The sequence below is a fragment of the Thalassotalea euphylliae genome, assembly GCF_003390395.1.
GTDB classification, from domain to species: Bacteria; Pseudomonadota; Gammaproteobacteria; order Enterobacterales; family Alteromonadaceae; genus Thalassotalea_F; species Thalassotalea_F euphylliae_C.
The window spans coordinates 16,278-38,143 of record NZ_QUOV01000001.1; the positions used below are offsets into that span (position 1 = coordinate 16,278).

Annotated in this window: 17 protein-coding genes and 2 rRNA genes; 12 read left to right on the top strand and 7 right to left on the bottom strand. The window is 45.1% G+C overall.

From position 1 onward, the window contains the following. Positions 1-63: 63 nt before the first annotated feature. The 4 genes from trkA to def are packed head-to-tail and all read right to left on the bottom strand — an operon-like array spanning position 64 to position 4,360. Positions 64-1,440 (bottom strand): Trk system potassium transporter TrkA, encoded by a 1,377-nt coding sequence (trkA, locus tag DXX92_RS00065; protein ID WP_115998558.1) that lies wholly within the window; start codon positions 1,438-1,440, stop codon positions 64-66. 52 nt (positions 1,441-1,492) lie between these two features. Beyond that, the gene (gene rsmB / locus DXX92_RS00070) at positions 1,493-2,818 is read right to left on the bottom strand and encodes a 16S rRNA (cytosine(967)-C(5))-methyltransferase RsmB (protein ID WP_115998559.1); all 1,326 of its coding nucleotides are present in this window, start codon (positions 2,816-2,818) and stop codon (positions 1,493-1,495) included. 5 nt (positions 2,819-2,823) lie between these two features. After that, complete coding sequence (fmt, locus tag DXX92_RS00075) at positions 2,824-3,819, bottom strand: methionyl-tRNA formyltransferase (RefSeq protein WP_115998560.1); 996 nt, start codon at positions 3,817-3,819, stop codon at positions 2,824-2,826. A gap of 28 nt (positions 3,820-3,847) precedes the next feature. Next, entirely contained in the window at positions 3,848-4,360 is a 513-nt protein-coding gene (gene def / locus DXX92_RS00080; RefSeq protein ID WP_115998561.1) for a peptide deformylase, read from the bottom strand. 114 nt (positions 4,361-4,474) lie between these two features. Between def and DXX92_RS00085 the strand changes: the two genes are divergently transcribed. The 4 genes from DXX92_RS00085 to DXX92_RS00100 all read left to right on the top strand — a co-directional run bounded on the left by DXX92_RS00085 (position 4,475) and on the right by DXX92_RS00100 (position 8,135). Then, positions 4,475-5,632 carry a LysM peptidoglycan-binding domain-containing protein gene (locus tag DXX92_RS00085; protein ID WP_115998562.1) on the top strand — a complete coding sequence of 386 codons (1,158 nt, stop codon included), beginning with the start codon at positions 4,475-4,477 and terminating at the stop codon, positions 5,630-5,632. 189 nt (positions 5,633-5,821) lie between these two features. Continuing rightward, positions 5,822-6,922, top strand: a complete 1,101-nt coding sequence (dprA, locus tag DXX92_RS00090) for a DNA-processing protein DprA (protein ID WP_115998563.1) — start codon at positions 5,822-5,824, stop codon at positions 6,920-6,922. A 2-nt stretch (positions 6,923-6,924) separates the two neighbouring features. Continuing rightward, the gene (locus DXX92_RS00095; RefSeq protein ID WP_115998564.1) at positions 6,925-7,401 is read left to right on the top strand and encodes a DUF494 family protein; all 477 of its coding nucleotides are present in this window, start codon (positions 6,925-6,927) and stop codon (positions 7,399-7,401) included. A 161-nt stretch (positions 7,402-7,562) separates the two neighbouring features. Next, positions 7,563-8,135: a DNA topoisomerase family protein gene (locus DXX92_RS00100; protein ID WP_115998565.1), complete on the top strand. Its 573-nt coding sequence runs from the start codon at positions 7,563-7,565 to the stop codon at positions 8,133-8,135. Between the two features lie 13 nt (positions 8,136-8,148). Here the strand turns inward: DXX92_RS00100 and DXX92_RS00105 are convergent, their stop codons facing one another. Both DXX92_RS00105 and purE read right to left on the bottom strand, forming a co-directional pair. Then, entirely contained in the window at positions 8,149-9,300 is a 1,152-nt protein-coding gene (locus tag DXX92_RS00105) for a 5-(carboxyamino)imidazole ribonucleotide synthase (protein ID WP_115998566.1), read from the bottom strand. An 8-nt stretch (positions 9,301-9,308) separates the two neighbouring features. Next, entirely contained in the window at positions 9,309-9,791 is a 483-nt protein-coding gene (gene purE, locus DXX92_RS00110) for a 5-(carboxyamino)imidazole ribonucleotide mutase (RefSeq protein ID WP_115998567.1), read from the bottom strand. A gap of 318 nt (positions 9,792-10,109) precedes the next feature. Here purE and DXX92_RS00120 point away from each other — a divergent pair, with 318 nt between their 5' ends. The 6 genes from DXX92_RS00120 (at position 10,110) to DXX92_RS00145 (ending at position 15,573) form a co-directional block, all read left to right on the top strand. Continuing rightward, positions 10,110-11,741 carry an acyl-CoA synthetase gene (locus DXX92_RS00120; RefSeq protein WP_115998569.1) on the top strand — a complete coding sequence of 544 codons (1,632 nt, stop codon included), beginning with the start codon at positions 10,110-10,112 and terminating at the stop codon, positions 11,739-11,741. Positions 11,742-11,872: 131 nt separating this feature from the next. Next, positions 11,873-12,418, top strand: a complete 546-nt coding sequence (locus tag DXX92_RS00125; protein ID WP_115998570.1) for an L-threonylcarbamoyladenylate synthase — start codon at positions 11,873-11,875, stop codon at positions 12,416-12,418. Continuing rightward, a complete protein-coding gene (gene hemF / locus DXX92_RS00130) occupies positions 12,415-13,323 on the top strand; it encodes an oxygen-dependent coproporphyrinogen oxidase (protein WP_115998571.1) in 909 nt (302 codons plus the stop codon). The genes DXX92_RS00125 and hemF overlap by 4 nt, the downstream gene beginning before the upstream one ends. A gap of 231 nt (positions 13,324-13,554) precedes the next feature. Continuing rightward, the gene (locus DXX92_RS00135; RefSeq protein ID WP_115998572.1) at positions 13,555-14,298 is read left to right on the top strand and encodes an OmpW/AlkL family protein; all 744 of its coding nucleotides are present in this window, start codon (positions 13,555-13,557) and stop codon (positions 14,296-14,298) included. 175 nt (positions 14,299-14,473) lie between these two features. Continuing rightward, positions 14,474-15,295 carry a shikimate dehydrogenase gene (gene aroE, locus DXX92_RS00140; protein ID WP_115998573.1) on the top strand — a complete coding sequence of 274 codons (822 nt, stop codon included), beginning with the start codon at positions 14,474-14,476 and terminating at the stop codon, positions 15,293-15,295. A 44-nt stretch (positions 15,296-15,339) separates the two neighbouring features. Next, entirely contained in the window at positions 15,340-15,573 is a 234-nt protein-coding gene (locus DXX92_RS00145; RefSeq protein ID WP_115998574.1) for a hypothetical protein, read from the top strand. 43 nt (positions 15,574-15,616) lie between these two features. Here DXX92_RS00145 and DXX92_RS00150 read toward each other — a convergent pair whose 3' ends face one another. Continuing rightward, entirely contained in the window at positions 15,617-16,159 is a 543-nt protein-coding gene (locus DXX92_RS00150; protein ID WP_115998575.1) for a gamma carbonic anhydrase family protein, read from the bottom strand. A 692-nt stretch (positions 16,160-16,851) separates the two neighbouring features. Between DXX92_RS00150 and DXX92_RS00155 the strand changes: the two genes are divergently transcribed. Both DXX92_RS00155 and DXX92_RS00160 read left to right on the top strand, forming a co-directional pair. After that, positions 16,852-18,394 (top strand): 16S ribosomal RNA (locus DXX92_RS00155). 410 nt (positions 18,395-18,804) lie between these two features. Further along, positions 18,805-21,681 (top strand): 23S ribosomal RNA (locus tag DXX92_RS00160). Together the 16S and 23S rRNA genes form the textbook arrangement of a ribosomal RNA operon. Positions 21,682-21,866 lie beyond the last annotated feature (185 nt).

Below are 21,866 nucleotides of genomic sequence, written 5' to 3' on the forward strand. Positions count from 1 at the left end.
CTCATTAAAAAAGCTGGCGATTGCCAGCTTTTTTAATGAGTAGCGCTTTGCAAAGAGCGATCACTAAAAATAAATCACGCCCACTTGGAATAACTTTTCAACGTCTGAAATATACTTCTTATTCACTAGGAAGAGTATGACGTGATCGTCTTCCATAATCACGCTGTCAGAGTGGGCAATTATCACTTCATCACCGCGCACAATCGCGCCTATAGTGGTGCCTGGCGGAAGCTTAATATCACGAATTTCACGACCGACGACCTTTGATGAGGTTTCATCACCTTTCGCTACAATTTCTATTGCTTCAGCGGCGCCGCCACGCAAGCTATAAACATTGTTGATCGTGCCCTTGCGGACATGGGTAAGTAGCGCGGAAATCGTTGAATGTTGTGGCGAAATGGCAATATCGATACTACTGCCATGCACTAAGTTCACATAGGCTTCTCGTTGGATCAGCACCATGGTTTTACGAACACCGAGCTTTTTCGCCAACAGCGACGACATGATATTGGCTTCATCGTCGTTGGTTACGGCAATAAACACATCAAACTGGTCAATCTGCTCTTCTTGTAGCAATTCTTGATCGGATGAGTCGCCAGTAAAAATGAGTGTTTTATCGAGTTCTTGGGTTAATTGTTTAGCGCGCTCTGGCGAACGCTCAATCAATTTAACCTGATGGTTTTGTTCGAGCTTTTTCGCAATACCAGCACCAATGTTACCGCCGCCTGCGATCATTATACGCTTGTAGGCAGGTTCAAGTTTTTGCAGCTCGTTCATTACCGCGCGAATATGAATACTGGCGGCAATAAAGAAGACTTCATCATCCGCTTCAATTACGGTTGTGCCCAGTGGGCGAATAGGGCGGCCATTGCGGTATATAGCGGCTACACGAGTATCAACATTGGGAATATGCTCTTTCAGCGTTGATAACGCGTGACCTACCAGTAAACCACCATAGTAGGCTTTTACCGCCACTAAGCTAACCTTACCATTGGCAAATTCCAGCACTTGTAGGGCGCCAGGGTATTCAATCAAGTGAATAATATCGCGAGTCACTAGTTGCTCTGGCGCAATCACGTGGTCGACCGGAATATGGTCTTTGTTAAATAGCTCACGCTTGCGCTCAACAATTTCTGACGAGCGAATACGTGCGACTTTTTTCGGTGTGCTAAACAGGGTGTAGGCGATTTGACAAGCGATCATATTGGTCGCATCGTCGTTGGTCACGGCAATGATCATATCGGCATCATCAGCGCCTGCACGGGCTAACACATCGGGGTGACAACCTTGTCCGGTGATCACTTGTAAATCTAGCTTATCTTGCAGCTCTAATAAGGTTTGACTATCGGTATCGATCAGCGAAATATCATTACGCTCACCCACCAGATTTTCCGCTAAGGTACCGCCTACTTGGCCTGCGCCAATTATTATTATTTTCATAATCTACTATTGTTGATGCTACCGATGGCTATTGTGTTGTCAGTGAGCCTGCTTAACTAGCGCTTTTGACTAACTTGGCGTAGTAAAAGCCATCCATATCTTGTTCGCCTGGTAGTATTTGCCAGCCAATTTTGCCTTGATATTCCGGTAGTTCGATTAGCTGAGCATCACTTTGCTGTGCAAGAAACTGTGCTATTTGTTCACTGTTTTCTTGCGGTAATACGCTACATGTTGCGTATAGCAAAGTACCACCGGGTTTAAGTAATGACCACATTTTTCTCAGTATCTGCGCCTGCAGCTCGGCAAGCGCCTCAATATCGTCTGCTTTACGTAGCCATTTAATATCTGGGTGGCGCCTGATCACGCCAGTTGCTGAGCAAGGCGCGTCGAGCAAAATACGATCGTATTGTGTGCCGTCCCACCAAGACTCTGGCTTGGTGGCATCACCACACTGCAATTTTGCGTTTAGGCCAATGCGCTCGAGGTTTTCTTGCACACGAGCGAGTCTACGCTCATCGACATCTAAGGCGGTAACGCTGGCAAGCTCTGGTGTTTGCTCAATTAAATGACAGGTTTTACCGCCGGGCGCCGCGCAACAATCCAACACATGATCACCTGGCTGACAATCTAACAAGCGTGCCGATTGTTGTGCCGCAGCATCTTGCACTGACGCTGCTCCTGAGCTGAAGTTTGGCAGTTTATTTACATCTATTGCTTGATCTAGCTTAAGTGCTTTTGACTTTGGCTCGATTGCAGCCAGTTCAATTGCTAATTCGGCAAGTTGCTGTTGATAGGCGTCACTTGATTGTTGGCTAACATTCGTGCGTAGCCACATGGGCGGGCGCTGCATGTTAGCTGTTAATATCGTTGACCATTGCTCTGGGTAAGCGGCTTTAACAAGTTTAATAAACCAGCTAGGGTGATTATAAAATATAGGTTCAGGAAGTAAGTTGGCGCTCACTTCTTGTTCGCTTTCTGGATTCGAGTTTTGTTTTTGATGCTGGCGCTGGAAATTTCTTAGCACGCCATTAACCAAATTTTTTAAGTGGCCACTTTTAAGTTTTCCTGTTGCTGACACTGTTTCATTGAGCGCAGCATGATCTGGAATTCGCGTGTACTTAAGTTGATAAATACCCACTAATATCAAAAAGTGGCAAACGCGCTGTTTACCTTTTAATGGTTTGGCTAAAAACTGTCGAACATCATTTTCTAGTTCAGGCAAGTGGCGCAGTACACCATAGCAAAGCTCTTGCAATAGGCCTTTGTCTTTGCCTTCCACTTTAGCGGCTTTTAACGGCACTTCCTCTGCCAAACTGCGGCCTTGTTCCACTACAGCAAAACACACTTGTGCGCATAGCGCTCTAATATTTGCGCTCATATTAGTTAGCTGCCTTTTGTTTCTTGAGCGTCAAATCCTGTGATCGCTTGGCCAACTGCAAACCAATCTGCACGACCGTTGAGTACGTCTTGCACTGGTAAGGGCTTTTTACCCGGTAGTTGTAACACCTCTAGGCGATAGGCTTGTTCTTTGGTTGCGACAACAATGCCCGATTTGTCTGCACTGATAACCTCGCCTGGAGTTAGGTTACTAACATCTTGATCAACAACGCGGGCTTGGTGAACTTTAACCGTTTGCGATTTACCTTGTTGGTCAGTTAAGTTGATATGACAACCAGGCCAAGGGAAATAGGCGCGACGCTTTAAGTCGATGTCGCGTGCACTTTGTTGCCAATTAATTTCTGCATGAGCTTTATCAAGTTTTGCGGCATAAGTGGCTTGGTTGTTATCTTGGACTTCGCGTGGGTAGTCACCTTGTGCCATTAAGCTTAGTGTTTCAACTAGCGCTTTCGGACCTAGCTCTGCTAATTTTTCGTACAAGCTAGCACTGGTATCAGATTCAAGAATAGGGCAACTGGCCTTTAAGATCATATCGCCAGTATCTAAACCTTCATCCATTTGCATAATCGTCACGCCAGTCTCTTCGTCGCCCGCTTCGAGTGAGCGCTGAATAGGCGCAGCACCTCGCCACTTGGGCAAAAGCGAACCGTGAACATTAATACAGCCAAGTCGCGGCGCGTCCAAAATAACTTTTGGCAGTAATAAGCCATAGGCCACTACTACCATGACATCAGCATTTAACGCCTTTAAATCGAGCTGATCTTGCGTTTCTTTAAAGTTCTTTGGTTGGTATACCGGAATATCATGTGCTTGCGCTAATACTTTAGTTGCACAAGCCGTTAGCTTTTTACCGCGACCAGCAGGTTTGTCTGGTGGGCAATAAGCAGCAATCACATTATGCTCTGAGTCAATCAACGCTTGTAAATGCTGGGCAGCAAAATCTGGCGTTCCGGCGAAAACGATATTAAGTGGAGAAGTCAATGGCGTACCTTAAGTTAGCGAGGTTAGATTAAGCTTTAGCGTTGAGACGAGCTTCTTTTTCAAGCTTAGTTTGAATGCGTTTGCGCTTTAATGGAGATAAGTAGTCGACAAACAGTACACCTGCTAAGTGATCTAACTCATGTTGAATACAAATACTTAACAGCTCGTCAGCATCACGGGTAAATTCGTTGCCATCGCGATCGAGTGCTTTGACCGTAACTTGTTCGTGGCGAGTGACCTTCGCATAACAGCCAGGTACAGATAAACAGCCTTCTTCGTTAATAAAAGTTTCGTCACTTTTGTTAATAATTTCGGGGTTAATTAAGGTAAGAGGGTCACTTTTGTCGTCACTACAGTCCATAACGACAATACGTTGATGAATATTGACCTGTGTTGCGGCTAAGCCAACACCATTTTCGTCATACATGGTTTCAAACATGTCATCGACAATTTTTCTAATTTCATCATTAACTTGGGTTACAGGTTCTGCCTTGGTGCGCAATCTCTCATCAGGAAAGCGTAAAACGGATAAAACGGTCATAATTTTTACAAATAATTAGCGATAATTAAGCTAGGATGTTATGTTTCAATTTTAGCCATTAAATAACAACAATAATAGTGGTTTGAAGTTTTTGTATAAAATGGACAGAGTAGCATGATAAAAAAAATTATACTCTCAGCAACATTCTTCACCTTGCCATGGCTTGCGGTCGCCGATGTACTTCAATTGAATGAAGATGCGCCGAAGACCTACATAGTGGAAAAGGGAGACACGCTATGGGACATTTCTTCGATATTTTTAGAGCAACCGTGGCTTTGGCCTAAACTGTGGCGTCTCAATCCCGAAATTAACAATCCTCACCTTATTTACCCTGGCGATGTTTTACGTCTTGTTTATGATGAGCAAGGTGAGCCTCAACTTATAGTGGAAGCAGAGCCGGAGCCAGAACCTGAGGTTGTGCCAGAAGTTATCGCGCCACCAGTGGAAGTTGCGCCGCGTGAAAAACCAACCATTAAGTTATCACCGAAACTGCGCAAGCAAATTAAAAAAGAGCCAGTAACAACGTTACCGCTCAATGTCATTGCGCCTTACATTCAATACGACCACTTGTTAACGCAAGAGCAAATTGACACATTGCCTTATGTGATCGGCAGTGATGAAGGGCATAAATCAAGTACGGATGGCTTTAAAGTTTATGTCAACGATGATCTTGTCCCTGGTAAATCTTATGCCATGTATTATGTCGATGAGGAAATCATCGACCCAGAAACCGATAAATCTCTTGGCTACAATGTTAAATTAACGGGTACTGCGCAGGTAATTCGAGCTGGTAATATGTCAGTGCGTCGCCCAAGCACTATGCTAGTGAACTCGGCGAATCGTGAAATTCGCTCAGGTAATTTAGTGATGCCGATCAACGAAGGCCAGCTGTTGCCATCTTTTTTTACCATGCAAAGTGCAGATCCTGCGATACGCGGCATGATTGTTAAATCTGCTACTGACGGTAGAGAGTTTGGAAAACTTGAAGTCGTGATGATTAATCGTGGCGCCGAGCATGCTCTGAAAGTGGGTGATGTGATGTCTATACAGCGCAAGAGCCCAGCGGTTGTCGAAACGAAAAGTGGTCCGCAATACAAAGCAATAGCTTCTCGTTGGGATCGATTAACCAGTGGCGGTGAAGCTGAATATGACATGCCGGAAGAAGCGCTAGGCGAAGTAATGGTCTTTAAAGTTTACGACAAAGCGTCAATGGCATTAATATTACGTACAAGTAAACCGGCGCGACTTTTGGATGTTGTAACGGCGCCTTAGCCAAAGTTAATAATTAGTCATTACAACTAGTTGAAAACAAAGGCATACCAGCTATAACTATAGTGGTATGCCTTTTTTGATCTTGCAGTCACATTTATTCCAATGAGGTTTATCGAAATTATCAGTAGGTAGACTATCAGTTGGTAGGTCAATCTTAGGTTTTGAGGATTCACGCTTAAGGAGAGAGCTTTGGGTCATAACGATACTGCATTATGGCTGGCGTTAAAGTTAGTGCCACGCCTTGCTATTCATCGCAAGGTTTCGTTAGTAGAGCAGCATGGCCTAGCCCAACTTTTTCAACTTTCCCAAGCACAGTTGCTGGCTTTAGGGCTAAACAAGCCACAAGCTAGTGCAATTAGCTCTCCGGATTGGCAGCGTATTTCCGATATTATCCGCGCTAGCGATAACGCTAATAGTCAAATGATTGTATTTTCCGATCCTGCTTACCCTAAATTGCTCTCGCAAATATATGACCCTCCCTTGGTACTTTGGTTAAAGGGCGACAAAGCATTGCTCAATACGGCTCAAATAGCGATTGTCGGTAGCCGCTCTGCTACTCATGCTGGACGAGAATATGCAAGCCAACTTGCACAAGAGCTTTCAAACAGGTTAACCATTACTAGCGGCTTGGCATTGGGCATAGATGCCGCAGCTCATCAAGGAGCATTGCAAGCAAGTGGTAACACCATCGCGGTAATTGCCACGGGTATTGATAAAATTTACCCTGCTCGTCATAAACTATTAGCGTCTAATTTATTGGACAAGGGTGGGGCGATTGTCAGTGAATTCTTACCGGGTACTGTCGCCAAACCTGGTCATTTTCCGCGCCGTAACCGTATTATTAGTGGTTTAAGTTTGGGAACCGTAGTGGTCGAGGCTGAAATTAAAAGTGGCTCTTTGGTGACGGCAAAAAGCGCATTAGAACAAAATAGAGAGGTGTTTGCGGTACCAGGATCGCCGCTAAACCCAATGGCAAAAGGCTGTCATCAATTGATTAAACAAGGTGCTAAATTAATCGCTTGTTCAGCCGACATTATAGAAGAGTTAGTTATTTCTGATTCATCTGGTCATGTTATTCAGGCCGATGAAAAAATTGTAAAAAGTCATCAACAGGGCTTGTTAAACGATGCATTGTTAGCTAGTGTGGATTATGAAATCACTCCCGTAGATATAGTGGTTTCCCGGAGTAAGCTTCCAACAGACGAAGTGTTAACCCGGCTAACAATGCTTGAGCTTAGTGGTCTGGTATCTGCGGTGCCTGGTGGCTATCTTCGATTACATAGGGGGTAATTATGTTTGACATTCTTATGTACCTTTTTGAGAATTATATTCACTCCGAAGCCGAGATTATGGTGGATCACGATGAGCTTACCGACGAGTTAACCCGTGCTGGTTTTCATCAGGATGAAATATACAAGGCGCTTAGTTGGTTAGAAAAACTCGCTGATTTGCAAAACAATGATGCACACCCTTATTTAACTCGAGTCTGTGGCCCTTCTACACGTATTTATACCGCACAAGAAATGCAGCGTTTAGACGCTGAATGTCGTGGCTTTCTATTATTTCTTGAACAAGTCAACTTACTCGATGTGACGACGCGAGAGATGGTTATCGATCGCATTATGGAGTTAGACACCAAAGACTTTTACTTAGATGACTTAAAGTGGGTAGTGCTAATGGTCTTGTTCAACGTACCTGGCCGTGAAAAAGCCTATTCTCAGATGGAAGACCTAATTTTTGATGAGCGACCTGATGGGCCGCTTCACTAGCGCGTGACCGATTAACGCTCGTTTTTTCAGCGTAGAATTATATCAAAAAAGTGATTATCTCTATTATCTTCAAGATATAGGATGATCACTTTTTTTTACGTGTGGCATAATGGTGATACGACTTAACCTTTCTTACCGAGCGCCAGCGCGCAGATATTGCTATGTCTCAATCTGACGATCCACTTTTCAGCCAACATGAACACGCACTAGAGCAAGCCTATGGCGTTTGCCCTGACTGTGGTAGTGACCTGAGTATTAAGCGAGGCAAAGCAGGCGCTTTTATCGGCTGTAATAGCTACCCTAAGTGTCAATATACTCGGCCAGTGGTTGAGCATGAGCGGGTTGAAGATAAAGTGCTAGCTGGTTCAGAATGCCCTGAATGTGGGCATGAGTTGGCCGTAAAGCAGGGGCGCTATGGTATGTTTATTGGCTGTACGAACTTTCCTACTTGTCATCATATTGAGCATGAGCAAAATGATGCAGAGCCTGAAACTAGCGTGGCTTGCCCCATTTGTAAAAAAGGGCAGTTAACGGCAAAAACCACACGTTACGGCAAAACTTTTTATCCTTGCGATAATTACCCTAAGTGCAAATTTGCCGTAAATCACGAGCCAGTCGCTGGCGAATGTGAGCAATGTGGTTTTGAATTAGTGTTGAAACGCCAAATGGCGGCTGGTGAAAAGCTTCAGTGCGCTGATAAAAAATGCGGACATTTTCAATCAGCGCAATCTTAATGCAAGTCAGGCATTACGTATTTGCTGCTAGCGAGCGCGCATATTGCTGGATATCGCTAAATGCTTGCTCAGGTAAAAGCATCGCGACTTTTTCCAAACGTGCGAATAAGGCCTGGTTAGTGGCAGCTGACAAGTTGATATGACCCATTTTGCGACCTGCGCGTTTAGTTTTACCATACCAATGCAAGCTTACACTCGGAACATCTAAAATCGCATTGGGTACGCTATCTTCACCCAAAATGTTAATCATTGCCGTAGGTCTAACTAATTCACCACTGCCAAGTGGTAGTCCACAAACCGCGCGAATATGGTTTTCAAATTGACAAGTATCGGCACCTTGTTGTGTCCAATGACCTGAGTTATGGACTCGCGGAGCGATTTCGTTAACCAATAGCTGATCGCCAACTTGGAAAAACTCTATGGCAAGCACACCCACATAACCGAGCGCATTGGCGATACTGTCAAAAATTTGCTGTGCTTGAGCTTGCAGTGCTTCGTTGTCATTTAACGCGACAGAAATAGTCAGTACACCGTCAGTGTGATGATTTTCCGTTAATGGGTACACTTTAGTATTACCATTAACGTCGCGCATACCAACTAATGATACTTCGCGATCAAACGGCACCATTTGCTCAGCAATAACGGCTTGTTTAACTGAGCTTTTACTCCCTTGGAAAAATGCTTCAATATCAGCCCAAATATCATCAGCTTGGCTTAAGTCTTTCAAGCGCCATTGGCCCTTGCCGTCGTAGCCTTCTAATGCGCTTTTTAAGATCAGCGGTAGCGTTAGCGTTTGCAGTGCTTGGTCAAAGTCTGCTTTGCTTTCGATGATTTGATGCTTGGCATTCGCGGCATTTGCTTTGGTCAGCAATGCCTTTTCCAAACGGCGGTCGCCACCTGTTTTTATCGCTTGGCTACTCGGCTTTAATTTACCACTGGCTTCACACTGGGCTAATACATCATGGCTGATATGTTCAAATTCAGCGGTAATCGTATCAGCGAATTCAATACCGGCATTAAGATCGCCATAACTGATCGCTGAATTTAGTGGGTCAACAACGGTTTTGCTGCCAACATCATAAGCACGCACAGTGATATTGAGTGGTTTGCTGGCAAGTGACATCATACGTGCCAGTTGGCCTGCACCTAAAATTAGTACATTCATCGCCAGTGCTACTCTGCTGGGTTAGGGTTACTTAGAATAGTTTCTGTTTGCTCTGCGCGGAATTTTTCCACTGCGGCCATTACTGTTTCGTCGTGCGTACCAATAATTTGAGCGGCAAGTAAACCTGAATTGGCTGCACCGGCATTACCAATGGCTAGTGTGCCAACCGCAATACCTTTTGGCATTTGTACAATGGAAAGAAGAGAGTCTTGTCCGCTCAATGCTTTTGATTGAACAGGTACACCAAGTACCGGCAGGCTTGTGTAGGCTGCTGTCATACCAGGGAGGTGGGCTGCACCACCAGCACCGGCGATAATAACTTTGATGCCACGCGCTTTCGCTGACTCAGCATATTCGGCTAGTAAGTGAGGAGTGCGGTGTGCAGACACCACTTTAGTCTCATATGGGACACCAAATAAATCCAACATTTCCGCTGCATGTTGCATTGTTGGCCAATCCGATTTTGACCCCATAATAATGCCCACTTTCATCTTCTCTACCCTTTAATAATCTAGTTACGCTTGTGATAAGCCGGAATGAATATGGCTGGCGATTATATACGCAAAGGCTTGCAAAGGCGAGATAAAAGCCGACTGTAGCGCTTGTGTAAAATCGCAACTTAAAGCGAAAAAATTATATCGAATAGCGTCAGTATTAGACCAAAGGATAATACCTGAACAAACCTTGCCTCGGTAATATTGTCGACAATCTAACAACATTCTCGACACATATAGTGAGAGTGATAACTTAGCTGCAGGCCTGATTTATGTGTTTTTAACGTCGCAGCGTGTAAACAAAGTGGGGCAACGATGAATATCTATAACCATGGCTTAGAACAAGTACAGGCGAACAGTTTGCCACTAACGCCAATTACCTTTTTGCAACGAACCGCTGATGTTCACCCAACTCGAACTGCCATTATTCACGGCAGTGAACAATTTACCTATGCTGAATATTTGTCGAATGTAAATCGACTTGCCTCTGCCTTGATTAAACGTGGCGTTAAAACAGGCGATACGGTAAGTGTGATTGCCGCGAATATTCCAGCATTTTTAGATGCACACTACGGTGTACCAATGACGGGTGCCGTGCTTAACGCGATAAATATCAGGCTCGACCCCGAAGCGATAGCATTTATTCTTGATCACGGTGAATGTGATGTATTGCTGACCGATACCGCATTTGCCCCTGTGGTGAAAAAAGCCCTAGCAATCAGTTCTCGTCAACCACTGATTATTGATATTGATGACCGACAAGGGCCAGGAGGCGAGCGCTTAGGGCAGTTAGAATATCAAGAGCTGCTGGCGGAAGGTGATCCTGATTTTAACGACAATTTAATTACCAACGAGTGGCAAGCATTAGCACTTAACTATACCTCAGGTACAACAGGGAACCCCAAAGGTGTGGTTTATTCACATCGCGGTGCTTACCTCAACGCTTTGGGGCATACCTTAGTCTGGCCATTAGGAGAACAGCCGGTGTACCTGTGGACACTGCCGATGTTTCACTGCAATGGATGGTGTTTCCCATGGACGATTGTTGCTGTTGGCGGCGTGCAGGTGTGTTTACGTAGTGTCGCTGTTGACCAAGTAGCTGATAACATCATCAATAATCAAGTCACCCATTTTTGTGGCGCCCCGATTGTGCTGAATATGATCATGAATGCTGAACCAGATAAGCTGGCGCAGTTACCTCGCAATATTAAGGTGATGACCGCTGGCGCGCCGCCACCCGCTGCGGTTATTAAAGGGGTAGAAGAGCTCGGTTTTGAGGTTACTCAAAGCTATGGTTTAACGGAAGTTTATGGTCCTTGTGTGGTGAGCGAATGGAAAAGTGAGTGGGATGCACTTGATTGTGATCAACGGGCGGCACTAAAAGCCAGGCAAGGGGTTCGTTATCAAACTCAGGAACAGGTAGATGTAATTGATCCTGAAACCAAGGTGTCAGTTCCTGCTGATGCTGAAACCATTGGCGAGATTGTTTTTCGCGGTAATACCACGATGAAAGGCTACTTAAAAAATGAAACGGCTACAGTCGATGCCTTTGCTAACGGTTGGTTTCATTCCGGTGATTTGGCGGTTAAGCACCCCGATGGTTACATTGAGATTCGTGATCGCGCTAAAGATATTATTATCTCAGGTGGCGAGAACATTTCATCGGTTGAGGTGGAAGGGGCGCTTTATCAGCATCCTGATATATTAGAAGCCGCTGTAGTCGCAAAAGCAGACGAAAAGTGGGGTGAAACACCCTGTGCGTTTGTTACCTTAAAGGACGGCGCTACACTTTCTGAACATGAAGTGATTGAATATTGCCGTTCACACTTGGCGCACTTTAAATGTCCTAGAACAGTGGTATTTAGCGAACTACCGAAAACTTCAACGGGTAAAATTCAAAAGTTTGTGCTGCGACAAAAAGTTAAGGCACTGTTTGAAGAGGCGTAGTTTTCAATGCAGGGCTGAGTAACAGCCAGATTAACTAGCTCTAGAGGTGCCATTGCGTTTTATCGCAGTGGCACTTTTGTTTTTTACCCGTATAATTTTGACTTTTATGGCAACCAACTCGATAAATAAATATGACAAACCCTGTTGATGTTTTTGAACAAGGCGGCTTGATCGCTTATCCAACGGAAGCTGTGTTTGGCTTGGGCTGTGATCCAGACAATGAGCAAGCAGTTCACAAACTGCTTGATGTTAAGCAGCGTCCTGTTGAAAAAGGGCTTATCCTATTAGCGGCTAGCTATGAGCAATTGAAGCCATATGTTGATGATTTGGTGTTATCGTCGGAGCAGCGCGATAAAATTTTGTTTCGCTGGCCAGATGGCATCACCCAAGTATTGCCTTGTCATCCAAATACGCCTAAATGGCTAACCGGTAGCTTCACCACCATTGCGGTGCGCGTCACTACTCAGCCAGATGTGGTTGCCTTATGTAATCAAACGAATAAGCCAATTGTTTCAACCAGTGCTAATCTGTCCGGCCAACCACCTTGTCAAACTTGGCAACAGGTTGAGGAAGCATTGGCGGGGCGTTTAGACCATGTCATCAAAGGGGAAACCCTAGGCTTTGAACAACCATCTACCATTATTGATGGTTTAACTGGAGAAATTTTCCGATCATGAGTGATATTAGTATCGACCAAGTTGTCGACTATTTTAAATCTCTACAAGACCAAATTTGTGCAGCGCTTGAGCAAGCTGACGGTACAGGCAAATTTACCGAAGACAATTGGAAGCGAGCCGAAGGCGGTGGTGGCCGTACACGGGTGCTAACCGACGGTGCGGTAATTGAGCAAGGTGGCGTAAATTTCTCACTGGTGGCAGGCGACAAACTGCCCCCTTCAGCTACTGCCCATCGCCCCGAATTAGCAGGCCGCAGTTGGCAAGCATGTGGGGTATCTTTGGTCATCCATCCAAAAAACCCATATATTCCGACATCACATGCTAATGTTCGCTTCTTTATTGCTGAGAAGGAAGGCGAAGCACCTGTTTGGTGGTTTGGTGGTGGTTTTGACTTAACGCCTTTCTATCCATTTGAGGAAGATGTAGTGCATTGGCACCAAGTGGCACATGATTTATGTCAACCCTTTGGTGATTCGGTTTATCACGATCATAAAAAATGGTGTGATGAATACTTCTTTTTAAAACACCGTAATGAAACCCGCGGTGTTGGTGGTTTATTCTTTGACGACCTCAATAGCTGGGGCTTTGACCGTTGCTTTGATTATGTTAAATCTGTTGGTCAAGGTTATATCGATGCTTACACGCCAATTATCGCTAAACGCAAAGATACGCCTTTCGGTGAGCAAGAACGCCAATTCCAGTTATATCGCCGTGGCCGCTATGTAGAATTTAATCTAGTGTTTGATCGCGGTACGCTCTTTGGCCTGCAGTCAGGTGGTCGCACAGAGTCTATCTTGATGTCGATGCCACCACTGGCGCGCTGGGAGTACAACTATCAGGCTGAAGCTGGTAGTGCTGAGGCTAAACTTAATGAGTTCCTTGTACCGCGTGATTGGCTCGCCTAATCACCGGCTTAATGTGCAGCTTGGCTTGTTAAACTGAGCTGCATTTTTCTTTTTACTTCCCCTTTTTCTTTCCTTTCAAATTTAGTTCCCTGTTATTTATTGATTTAGATCATTATTTCTTCAGCAAATCGCTTCGATGAGCTTATCTGCGCAAAGAACCTTGAGGTAAATCAACTTTTGCTCCTCCGGATATCAGTAGACTGGCGTCAATTATTTAAGGGGAAGACTCTCATGAAAAAAAGCATTATTACTCTAGCGGTTTTATCTTCAATGACATTTGGTGCATTGGCAGCTGGTTATCAAGCTGGCGACATCGTTGTACGTGGTGGTGCAACTATGGTTGATCCAAGCAGCGATAAAGCAACAATCTTTGCTGCTGACCAAACTGTAGATTTAGGCGCAGGTCCTATCTCATTATCTGTTGAAGATGATACACAGTTAGGTTTGAACTTTGTTTACTTCTTAGATTCAAACTGGGCGGTAGAATTACTAGCAGCAACACCATTTAAGCATGACATCACTGTTCATACAGGTGCAGGCTCTACCAACCTAGGTGAAACTAAGCACTTACCACCAACATTAAGTGCACTTTATTACTTTGACACTAACTCAAACTTCAAACCTTACGTTGGTGTTGGTGTTAACTACACAATTTTCTTTGAAGAAGACTTCAACCCAGCATTACAAGGTGCTAACAGCCCAACTATCGTAAGTATTAGCGATGGTACAACGGTTACACCTGTTGGCGCACCACTAGATGCTAATGATCTAGATCTAGATAGCTCTTGGGGTTTAAGTGCGCAAATTGGTGTTGATTACTTAATTGATGAGCACTGGTCAATCAACGCTTCAGCGCGTTACATTGACATTGACACTGATGGTTCATTCACAGCCGTTGGCGGTGCAGTACCGGGTAAAGTTAGCGTAGATATTGACCCTATGGTTTACTCGCTAATGATTGGTTACAAGTTCTAATCTCTGTTGAGCTTGGCTAGCCGCACTTGGGTAACTAAGTGCGGCTTTTTTGTTTTGGAAAGCATATATTAAATCCATTGCGCATAAGCATGCGCTCAAATGCTACTTGTCAGCGACTCGAAAACGTTCTTTAATGCCTGAAAACTAATGCTTGCTATCAGGAATTTACTCGCCAATGGATAAATATGCCGTTTTTGGCCACCCGATCACCCAATCTAAATCCCCGAAAATCCATCAACAATTTGCTGAAAATACGAAGCAAAATATCGAATATACAGCTATTGACCCAGGTCTTGACGGTTTTGAGCAAGGTATAAAGCAATTTGTTGATGCTGGTGGGCAAGGCTGTAACATCACCATGCCATTTAAACAGCAAGCTTTTAATTTAGCCAATCAACTGTCTGAACGTGCTCGGCTTGCAGGTGCAGTAAATACCTTAACGTTTCATGCGGATGGAACTATTGCTGGCGACAACACAGACGGCGCGGGTCTAGTCAACGATCTCATTAATAATGGTGCTCTTCTAAACAAAAAAGTGTTGTTAATCGGTGCAGGCGGAGCTGCGCGTGGCGTGATTAAACCATTGCTTGATTGCCAGCCAGAGCTTTTGGTTATTGTTAATCGCACCCATGAAAAAGCAGAATTGCTCGCGGACAAGTTTAAGGCATTTGGCAACATTAACGCTTTACCCATAACTGAGTTGGCAGCTAAGCATAGCTTTGATGTGATCATAAATTCGAGTTCTACCAGCTTAACGGGAGAACTACCGCCAGTGCCACCCAGTATTTTCTCAGCAGGATGTTTTGCTTACGACATGGTGTACCAAGACAAACCAACCTGTTTTCTTAGTTGGGCTGCAGAGCATGGCGCAACCACAATTGTTGATGGATTGGGGATGTTAGTGGGTCAAGCGGCGGAAAGTTTTAAAGTTTGGCGTGGGGTCGAGCCTGCTCAAGAGAGTGTTTTGAACATGCTTAGAGCTGAGCTTGCTAGCTAAACTGGCTTAGAACAATTCACCCCCACAAAAGGCGAATACTTTAAATGAATCAATCAATACTATTTAACGATGACTTAGCGTTTAACGCTGATAAAGGCTGTTGGCAAATGTCAGGAATGGTGGCAGGGCAACTGGTGACCATCTATTTTCACTCATATTCACTGTCAAAACTTGACGAGATCAGTCATTGTACCCGTTATGATTTAGAAGAAATTGCAGAAATGTGGTTTGAAGATAACGAGCTAGAATCGAATGAAATACATATCAAGCTAAGCTAGCGGTATTTCATGTAAAGCAAATGCTGAAAATAAGAGAGCTAAATTATGTGCTCTCTTTTAAGTAGTCATCTTTTAATTCAACATAGTTAATCGCTGACTGCTTTAGAAAGGCAACTTCAGCTTCTTTTAACGGTCGCGCTTTCTTCATTGGGTTACCCACATACAAGTAACCACTTTCTAGTGTTTTATTGGGAGGTACTAATGTTCCTGCACCAATAAAGACATCATCTTGTACTACAGCACCATCCATAATAATGGCCCCCATGCCAACTAAGATACGATTACCTAGCTGACAACCATGCAACATGCATTGATGTCCAATTGTCACATCATCACCGATAATTAATGGAAAACCATTCGGGTTTTGAGCACTTTTTCGCGTGACATGTAAAATCGTTCCGTCTTGTACATTGGTTCTTTCACCAATACTAATAGCATTTACATCACCGCGTGCAGCAACCATAGGCCAAATACTGGCATCTGCTCCAATGGTTACATCACCAACTAACACAGAACTCTCATCTATATAACAAGTACTATCAATGTTAGGAGTAACACCTTTATATGATCTGATAGATAACGGCATGACAAACTCGTATTAAAAAAGCATATTTACCAACAATAGTAGCAAAAAAGCGAAACTAAATAAGTAGTTGCTCTATTGATAAGGAATTAGTTTGAATAAATTTATGTTTTTACGATTGTCTCCTAACTTGGCGTTAATGGCATTGAAATAGGTGGATTTGGGATAATCTAGGTGTTTTTACTCAATAAATACGCGGTTTGTACATAAATGAGTCGAATAAATGAAAATGTCAAAAAACTTTCAAAAAGGTGTTGACGCCCAGCTAAAAATCTCTAAAATGCGCATCCACTTCCACGGGGCAGCCCAACGAAGTGTTTTGATAAGTTTAGTTAGCAAGTTTGCTGAGTAAACGGGTCAGATAACTTAGAAAAATGTTTTACTTATTTTTTAAGAAAAGTTTTTCAAAAAGTTGTTGACATCAAAACTAGGAAGCGTAAAATGCGCATCCGCTCTCAACGAGAGAGCAACCACAAAACACGAGTGCGATGTTTTGTTTGAATCGCAAGGTTCAGTTCTTTAACAATTAGTTATCATGCAATTTGTGTGAGCATTCACATGATGTTGATTTTACAAATATAGCTAAGCTTGTCTTAGCAAAAATTAACTCAGTGAACTCATGCAAAAACTACTTTTATATAAGTTTTATTTGTACAGAATTCATTGAGCCGAGACTGATGTCTCACAAACGATTTTAATTGAAGAGTTTGATCATGGCTCAGATTGAACGCTGGCGGCAGGCTTAACACATGCAAGTCGAGCGGAAACGAAGAGGAGCTTGCTCCTTTGGCGTCGAGCGGCGGACGGGTGAGTAATGCTTGGGAATATGCCTTTTGGTGGGGGACAACAGTTGGAAACGACTGCTAATACCGCATAATGTTTACGGACCAAAGCGGGGGACCTTCGGGCCTCGTGCCAAAAGATTAGCCCAAGTGAGATTAGCTAGTTGGTGGGGTAAAGGCCTACCAAGGCGACGATCTCTAGCTGGTTTGAGAGGATGATCAGCCACACTGGGACTGAGACACGGCCCAGACTCCTACGGGAGGCAGCAGTGGGGAATATTGCACAATGGGGGAAACCCTGATGCAGCCATGCCGCGTGTGTGAAGAAGGCCTTCGGGTTGTAAAGCACTTTCAGTCGTGAGGAAAGGTTAGTAGGTAATATCTGCTAGCTGTGACGTTAGCGACAGAAGAAGCACCGGCTAACTCCGTGCCAGCAGCCGCGGTAATACGGAGGGTGCGAGCGTTAATCGGAATTACTGGGCGTAAAGCGTGCGTAGGCGGTTTGATAAGCCAGATGTGAAATCCCGGGGCTTAACCTCGGAACTGCATTTGGAACTGTTTGACTAGAGTACTGTAGAGGGTGGTGGAATTTCCAGTGTAGCGGTGAAATGCGTAGAGATTGGAAGGAACATCAGTGGCGAAGGCGGCCACCTGGACAGATACTGACGCTGAGGCACGAAAGCGTGGGGAGCGAACAGGATTAGATACCCTGGTAGTCCACGCCGTAAACGATGTCAACTAGCTGTTTGTGTTCTTGAAACGTGAGTAGCGTAGCTAACGCGCTAAGTTGACCGCCTGGGGAGTACGGCCGCAAGGTTAAAACTCAAATGAATTGACGGGGGCCCGCACAAGCGGTGGAGCATGTGGTTTAATTCGATGCAACGCGAAGAACCTTACCATCCCTTGACATCCAGAGAATTTTCTAGAGATAGATTAGTGCCTTCGGGAACTCTGAGACAGGTGCTGCATGGCTGTCGTCAGCTCGTGTTGTGAAATGTTGGGTTAAGTCCCGCAACGAGCGCAACCCCTATCCTTATTTGCCAGCGAGTAATGTCGGGAACTCTAAGGAGACTGCCGGTGATAAACCGGAGGAAGGTGGGGACGACGTCAAGTCATCATGGCCCTTACGGGATGGGCTACACACGTGCTACAATGGCGTATACAGAGGGCAGCAAGACCGCGAGGTGGAGCGAATCCCAGAAAGTACGTCGTAGTCCGGATTGGAGTCTGCAACTCGACTCCATGAAGTCGGAATCGCTAGTAATCGCGAATCAGAATGTCGCGGTGAATACGTTCCCGGGCCTTGTACACACCGCCCGTCACACCATGGGAGTGGGTTGCAAAAGAAGTGGCTAGTTTAACCTTCGGGAGGACGGTCACCACTTTGTGATTCATGACTGGGGTGAAGTCGTAACAAGGTAACCCTAGGGGAACCTGGGGTTGGATCACCTCCTTATCTTGAAGTAAAACGCACCATGTTGAGTGTTCACACACATTGCATTGATAACGATATTGAAGAAAAGAAACCAAACTTAAGGTGTTCAGTTGAACAATTTACGTTTGGTTTTTTAAACCACGATTTAAGCGAATATGCCTTAAATTGAGTTCTTTAACAATTTGGAAAGCTGATATATATCCCGAGATAGTTATTTAATAATGATTATCTCGAATGATGATTACAGTGTCGCGCTGTAAGCATCAAACCTGATAAATGATTTTTCCTTATCATTTATCAATCTAATTCAAGCATACTCCATTACTGTTCTTTTTAAGAATGGATAATGAGTACGTGAAAATGTCAGTCATACATTAGCATCAAGATTTGTCTCTTGATGACTTAAATACGAAAACTATTTGGGGTTGTATGGTTAAGTGACTAAGCGTATATGGTGGATGCCTTGGCAGTTAGAGGCGATGAAAGACGTGTTAATCTGCGATAAGCCTAGGTAAGGTGATAAAAACCGTTATAACCTAGGATTTCTGAATGGGGAAACCCACTTGCATAAGCAAGTATCATTAAGTGAATACATAGCTTAATGAGGCGAACCGGGAGAACTGAAACATCTAAGTACCCCGAGGAAAAGAAATCAACCGAGATTTCCTTAGTAGCGGCGAGCGAACGGGAATTAGCCCTTAAGCTTATGGGCGTTAGTGGAACAAGCTGGAAAGCTTGGCGATACAGGGTGATAGCCCCGTACACGAAGACAAACATAAGTGAAATCGAGTAGGTCGGCACACGTGAAATGTTGACTGAACATGGGGGGACCATCCTCCAAGGCTAAATACTCCTAACTGACCGATAGTGAACCAGTACCGTGAGGGAAAGGCGAAAAGAACCCCTGTGAGGGGAGTGAAATAGAACCTGAAACCGTATACGTACAAGCAGTGGAAGCCTTCGGGTGACTGCGTACCTTTTGTATAATGGGTCAGCGACTTATATTCTGTAGCAAGGTTAACCGATTAGGGGAGCCGTAGCGAAAGCGAGTGTTAACTGCGCGTTTAGTTGCAGGGTATAGACCCGAAACCCGGCGATCTACCCATGGGCAGGTTGAAGGTTGGGTAACACCAACTGGAGGACCGAACACACGTATGTTGAAAAATGCGGTGATGACCTGTGGGTCGGAGTGAAAGGCTAATCAAGCCGGGAGATAGCTGGTTCTCCCCGAAATCTATTTAGGTAGAGCCTCGGACGAATACCATTGGGGGTAGAGCACTGTTAAGGCTAGGGGGTCATCCCGACTTACCAACCCTTTGCAAACTCCGAATACCAATGAGTACTATCCGGGAGACACACTATGGGTGCTAACGTCCGTAGTGAAGAGGGAAACAACCCAGACCGCCAGCTAAGGTCCCAAAGTCATAGTTAAGTGGGAAACGATGTGGAAAGGCATAGACAGCTAGGAGGTTGGCTTAGAAGCAGCCATCCTTTAAAGAAAGCGTAATAGCTCACTAGTCGAGTCGGTCTGCGCGGAAGATGTAACGGGGCTAAACTATGCACCGAAGCTGCGGATTCAAAATTTATTTTGAGTGGTAGGGGAGCGTTCTGTAAGCCGTTGAAGGTGTGTTGAGAAGCATGCTGGAGGTATCAGAAGTGCGAATGCTGACATGAGTAACGATAAAGGGGGTGAAAAACCCCCTCGCCGAAAGACCAAGGTTTCCTGTCCCATGTTAATCAGGGCAGGGTAAGTCGGCCCCTAAGGCGAGACCGAGAGGTGTAGTCGATGGGAAACAGATTAATATTTCTGTACTTCTTTATATTGCGATGGAGGGACGGAGAAGGCTAAGCAAGCATGGCGTTGGTTGTCCATGTGAAAGTATGTAGGCTGAGAACTTAGGCAAATCCGGGTTCTTAAGGCTGAGATACGAGACGAGACTCTACGGAGTTGAAGTTGTTGATGCCCTGCTTCCAGGAAAAGCTTCTAAGCATAGATATAAAGGAACCGTACCCCAAACCGACACAGGTGGTTAGGTAGAGAATACTAAGGCGCTTGAGAGAACTCGGGTGAAGGAACTAGGCAAAATAGTACCGTAACTTCGGGAGAAGGTACGCCGGCTCTGGTGATGGGACTTGCTCCCTAAGCTGAGGTCGGTCGAAGTAACCAGGTGGCTGGAACTGTTTATTAAAAACACAGCACTGTGCAAAATCGAAAGATGACGTATACGGTGTGACGCCTGCCCGGTGCCGGAAGGTTAATTGATTGGGTTAGCTCTGCGAAGCTCATGATCGAAGCCCCGGTAAACGGCGGCCGTAACTATAACGGTCCTAAGGTAGCGAAATTCCTTGTCGGGTAAGTTCCGACCTGCACGAATGGCGTAATCATGGCCACACTGTCTCCACCCGAGACTCAGTGAAATTGAAATTGCGGTTAAGATGCCGTATACCCGCGGCTAGACGGAAAGACCCCGTGAACCTTTACTATAGCTTGACAGTGAACATTGCTCCTACATGTGTAGGATAGGTGGGAGGCTTTGAAACTTGCACGCCAGTGTGAGTGGAGCCAACCTTGAAATACCACCCTTGTATGCGTGATGTTCTAACCTAGGCCGATTATCTCGGTTGGGGACACTGTCTGGTGGGTAGTTTGACTGGGGCGGTCTCCTCCCAAAGCGTAACGGAGGAGCACGAAGGTTGGCTAAGTACGGTCGGACATCGTACGGTTAGTGCAATGGCATAAGCCAGCTTAACTGCGAGACAGACACGTCGAGCAGGTGCGAAAGCAGGTCATAGTGATCCGGTGGTTCTGTATGGAAGGGCCATCGCTCAACGGATAAAAGGTACTCCGGGGATAACAGGCTGATACCGCCCAAGAGTTCATATCGACGGCGGTGTTTGGCACCTCGATGTCGGCTCATCACATCCTGGGGCTGAAGTCGGTCCCAAGGGTATGGCTGTTCGCCATTTAAAGTGGTACGCGAGCTGGGTTTAGAACGTCGTGAGACAGTTCGGTCCCTATCTGCCGTGGGCGTTTGAGAATTGAAGAGGGCTGCTCCTAGTACGAGAGGACCGGAGTGGACGAACCTCTGGTGTTCCGGTTGTTTCGCCAGAAGCATTGCCGGGTAGCTACGTTCGGAACTGATAACCGCTGAAAGCATCTAAGCGGGAAGCAGGCTTTGAGATGAGTTCTCACTGGGACTTTAAGTCCCCTGAAGGGTCGTTGGAGACTACGACGTTGATAGGTCAGGTGTGTAAGGGTTGCGAGGCCTTGAGCTAACTGATACTAATTGCCCGTGAGGCTTAACCATACAACACCCAAATGGTTTTGACTGACATGAGTCGATGAACAACATTCATCCATGAATCTCATCGACATTAGTGCATCCATGCACGTCACATCACGTACATGAGTACAACTTGAATTAAAGCTATATATAGCGTCAACAAACAACTGTCATCCATGACACTTGTCGACATTAGTGCATCCATGCAC

What these genes read in the sequence shown, in the direction of transcription:
- trkA (WP_115998558.1), bottom strand. Translation starts at nt 1,440, where the DNA reads ATGAAAATAATAATAATTGGCGCAGGCCAAGTAGGCGGTACCTTAGCG.
- rsmB (WP_115998559.1), bottom strand. Translation starts at nt 2,818, where the DNA reads ATGAGCGCAAATATTAGAGCGCTATGCGCACAAGTGTGTTTTGCTGTA.
- def (WP_115998561.1), bottom strand. Translation starts at nt 4,360, where the DNA reads ATGACCGTTTTATCCGTTTTACGCTTTCCTGATGAGAGATTGCGCACC.
- DXX92_RS00085 (WP_115998562.1), top strand. Translation starts at nt 4,475, where the DNA reads ATGATAAAAAAAATTATACTCTCAGCAACATTCTTCACCTTGCCATGG.
- DXX92_RS00095 (WP_115998564.1), top strand. Translation starts at nt 6,925, where the DNA reads ATGTTTGACATTCTTATGTACCTTTTTGAGAATTATATTCACTCCGAA.
- DXX92_RS00100 (WP_115998565.1), top strand. Translation starts at nt 7,563, where the DNA reads ATGTCTCAATCTGACGATCCACTTTTCAGCCAACATGAACACGCACTA.
- DXX92_RS00105 (WP_115998566.1), bottom strand. Translation starts at nt 9,300, where the DNA reads ATGAATGTACTAATTTTAGGTGCAGGCCAACTGGCACGTATGATGTCA.
- purE (WP_115998567.1), bottom strand. Translation starts at nt 9,791, where the DNA reads ATGAAAGTGGGCATTATTATGGGGTCAAAATCGGATTGGCCAACAATG.
- DXX92_RS00120 (WP_115998569.1), top strand. Translation starts at nt 10,110, where the DNA reads ATGAATATCTATAACCATGGCTTAGAACAAGTACAGGCGAACAGTTTG.
- DXX92_RS00125 (WP_115998570.1), top strand. Translation starts at nt 11,873, where the DNA reads ATGACAAACCCTGTTGATGTTTTTGAACAAGGCGGCTTGATCGCTTAT.
- hemF (WP_115998571.1), top strand. Translation starts at nt 12,415, where the DNA reads ATGAGTGATATTAGTATCGACCAAGTTGTCGACTATTTTAAATCTCTA.
- DXX92_RS00135 (WP_115998572.1), top strand. Translation starts at nt 13,555, where the DNA reads ATGAAAAAAAGCATTATTACTCTAGCGGTTTTATCTTCAATGACATTT.
- aroE (WP_115998573.1), top strand. Translation starts at nt 14,474, where the DNA reads ATGGATAAATATGCCGTTTTTGGCCACCCGATCACCCAATCTAAATCC.
- DXX92_RS00145 (WP_115998574.1), top strand. Translation starts at nt 15,340, where the DNA reads ATGAATCAATCAATACTATTTAACGATGACTTAGCGTTTAACGCTGAT.
- DXX92_RS00150 (WP_115998575.1), bottom strand. Translation starts at nt 16,159, where the DNA reads ATGCCGTTATCTATCAGATCATATAAAGGTGTTACTCCTAACATTGAT.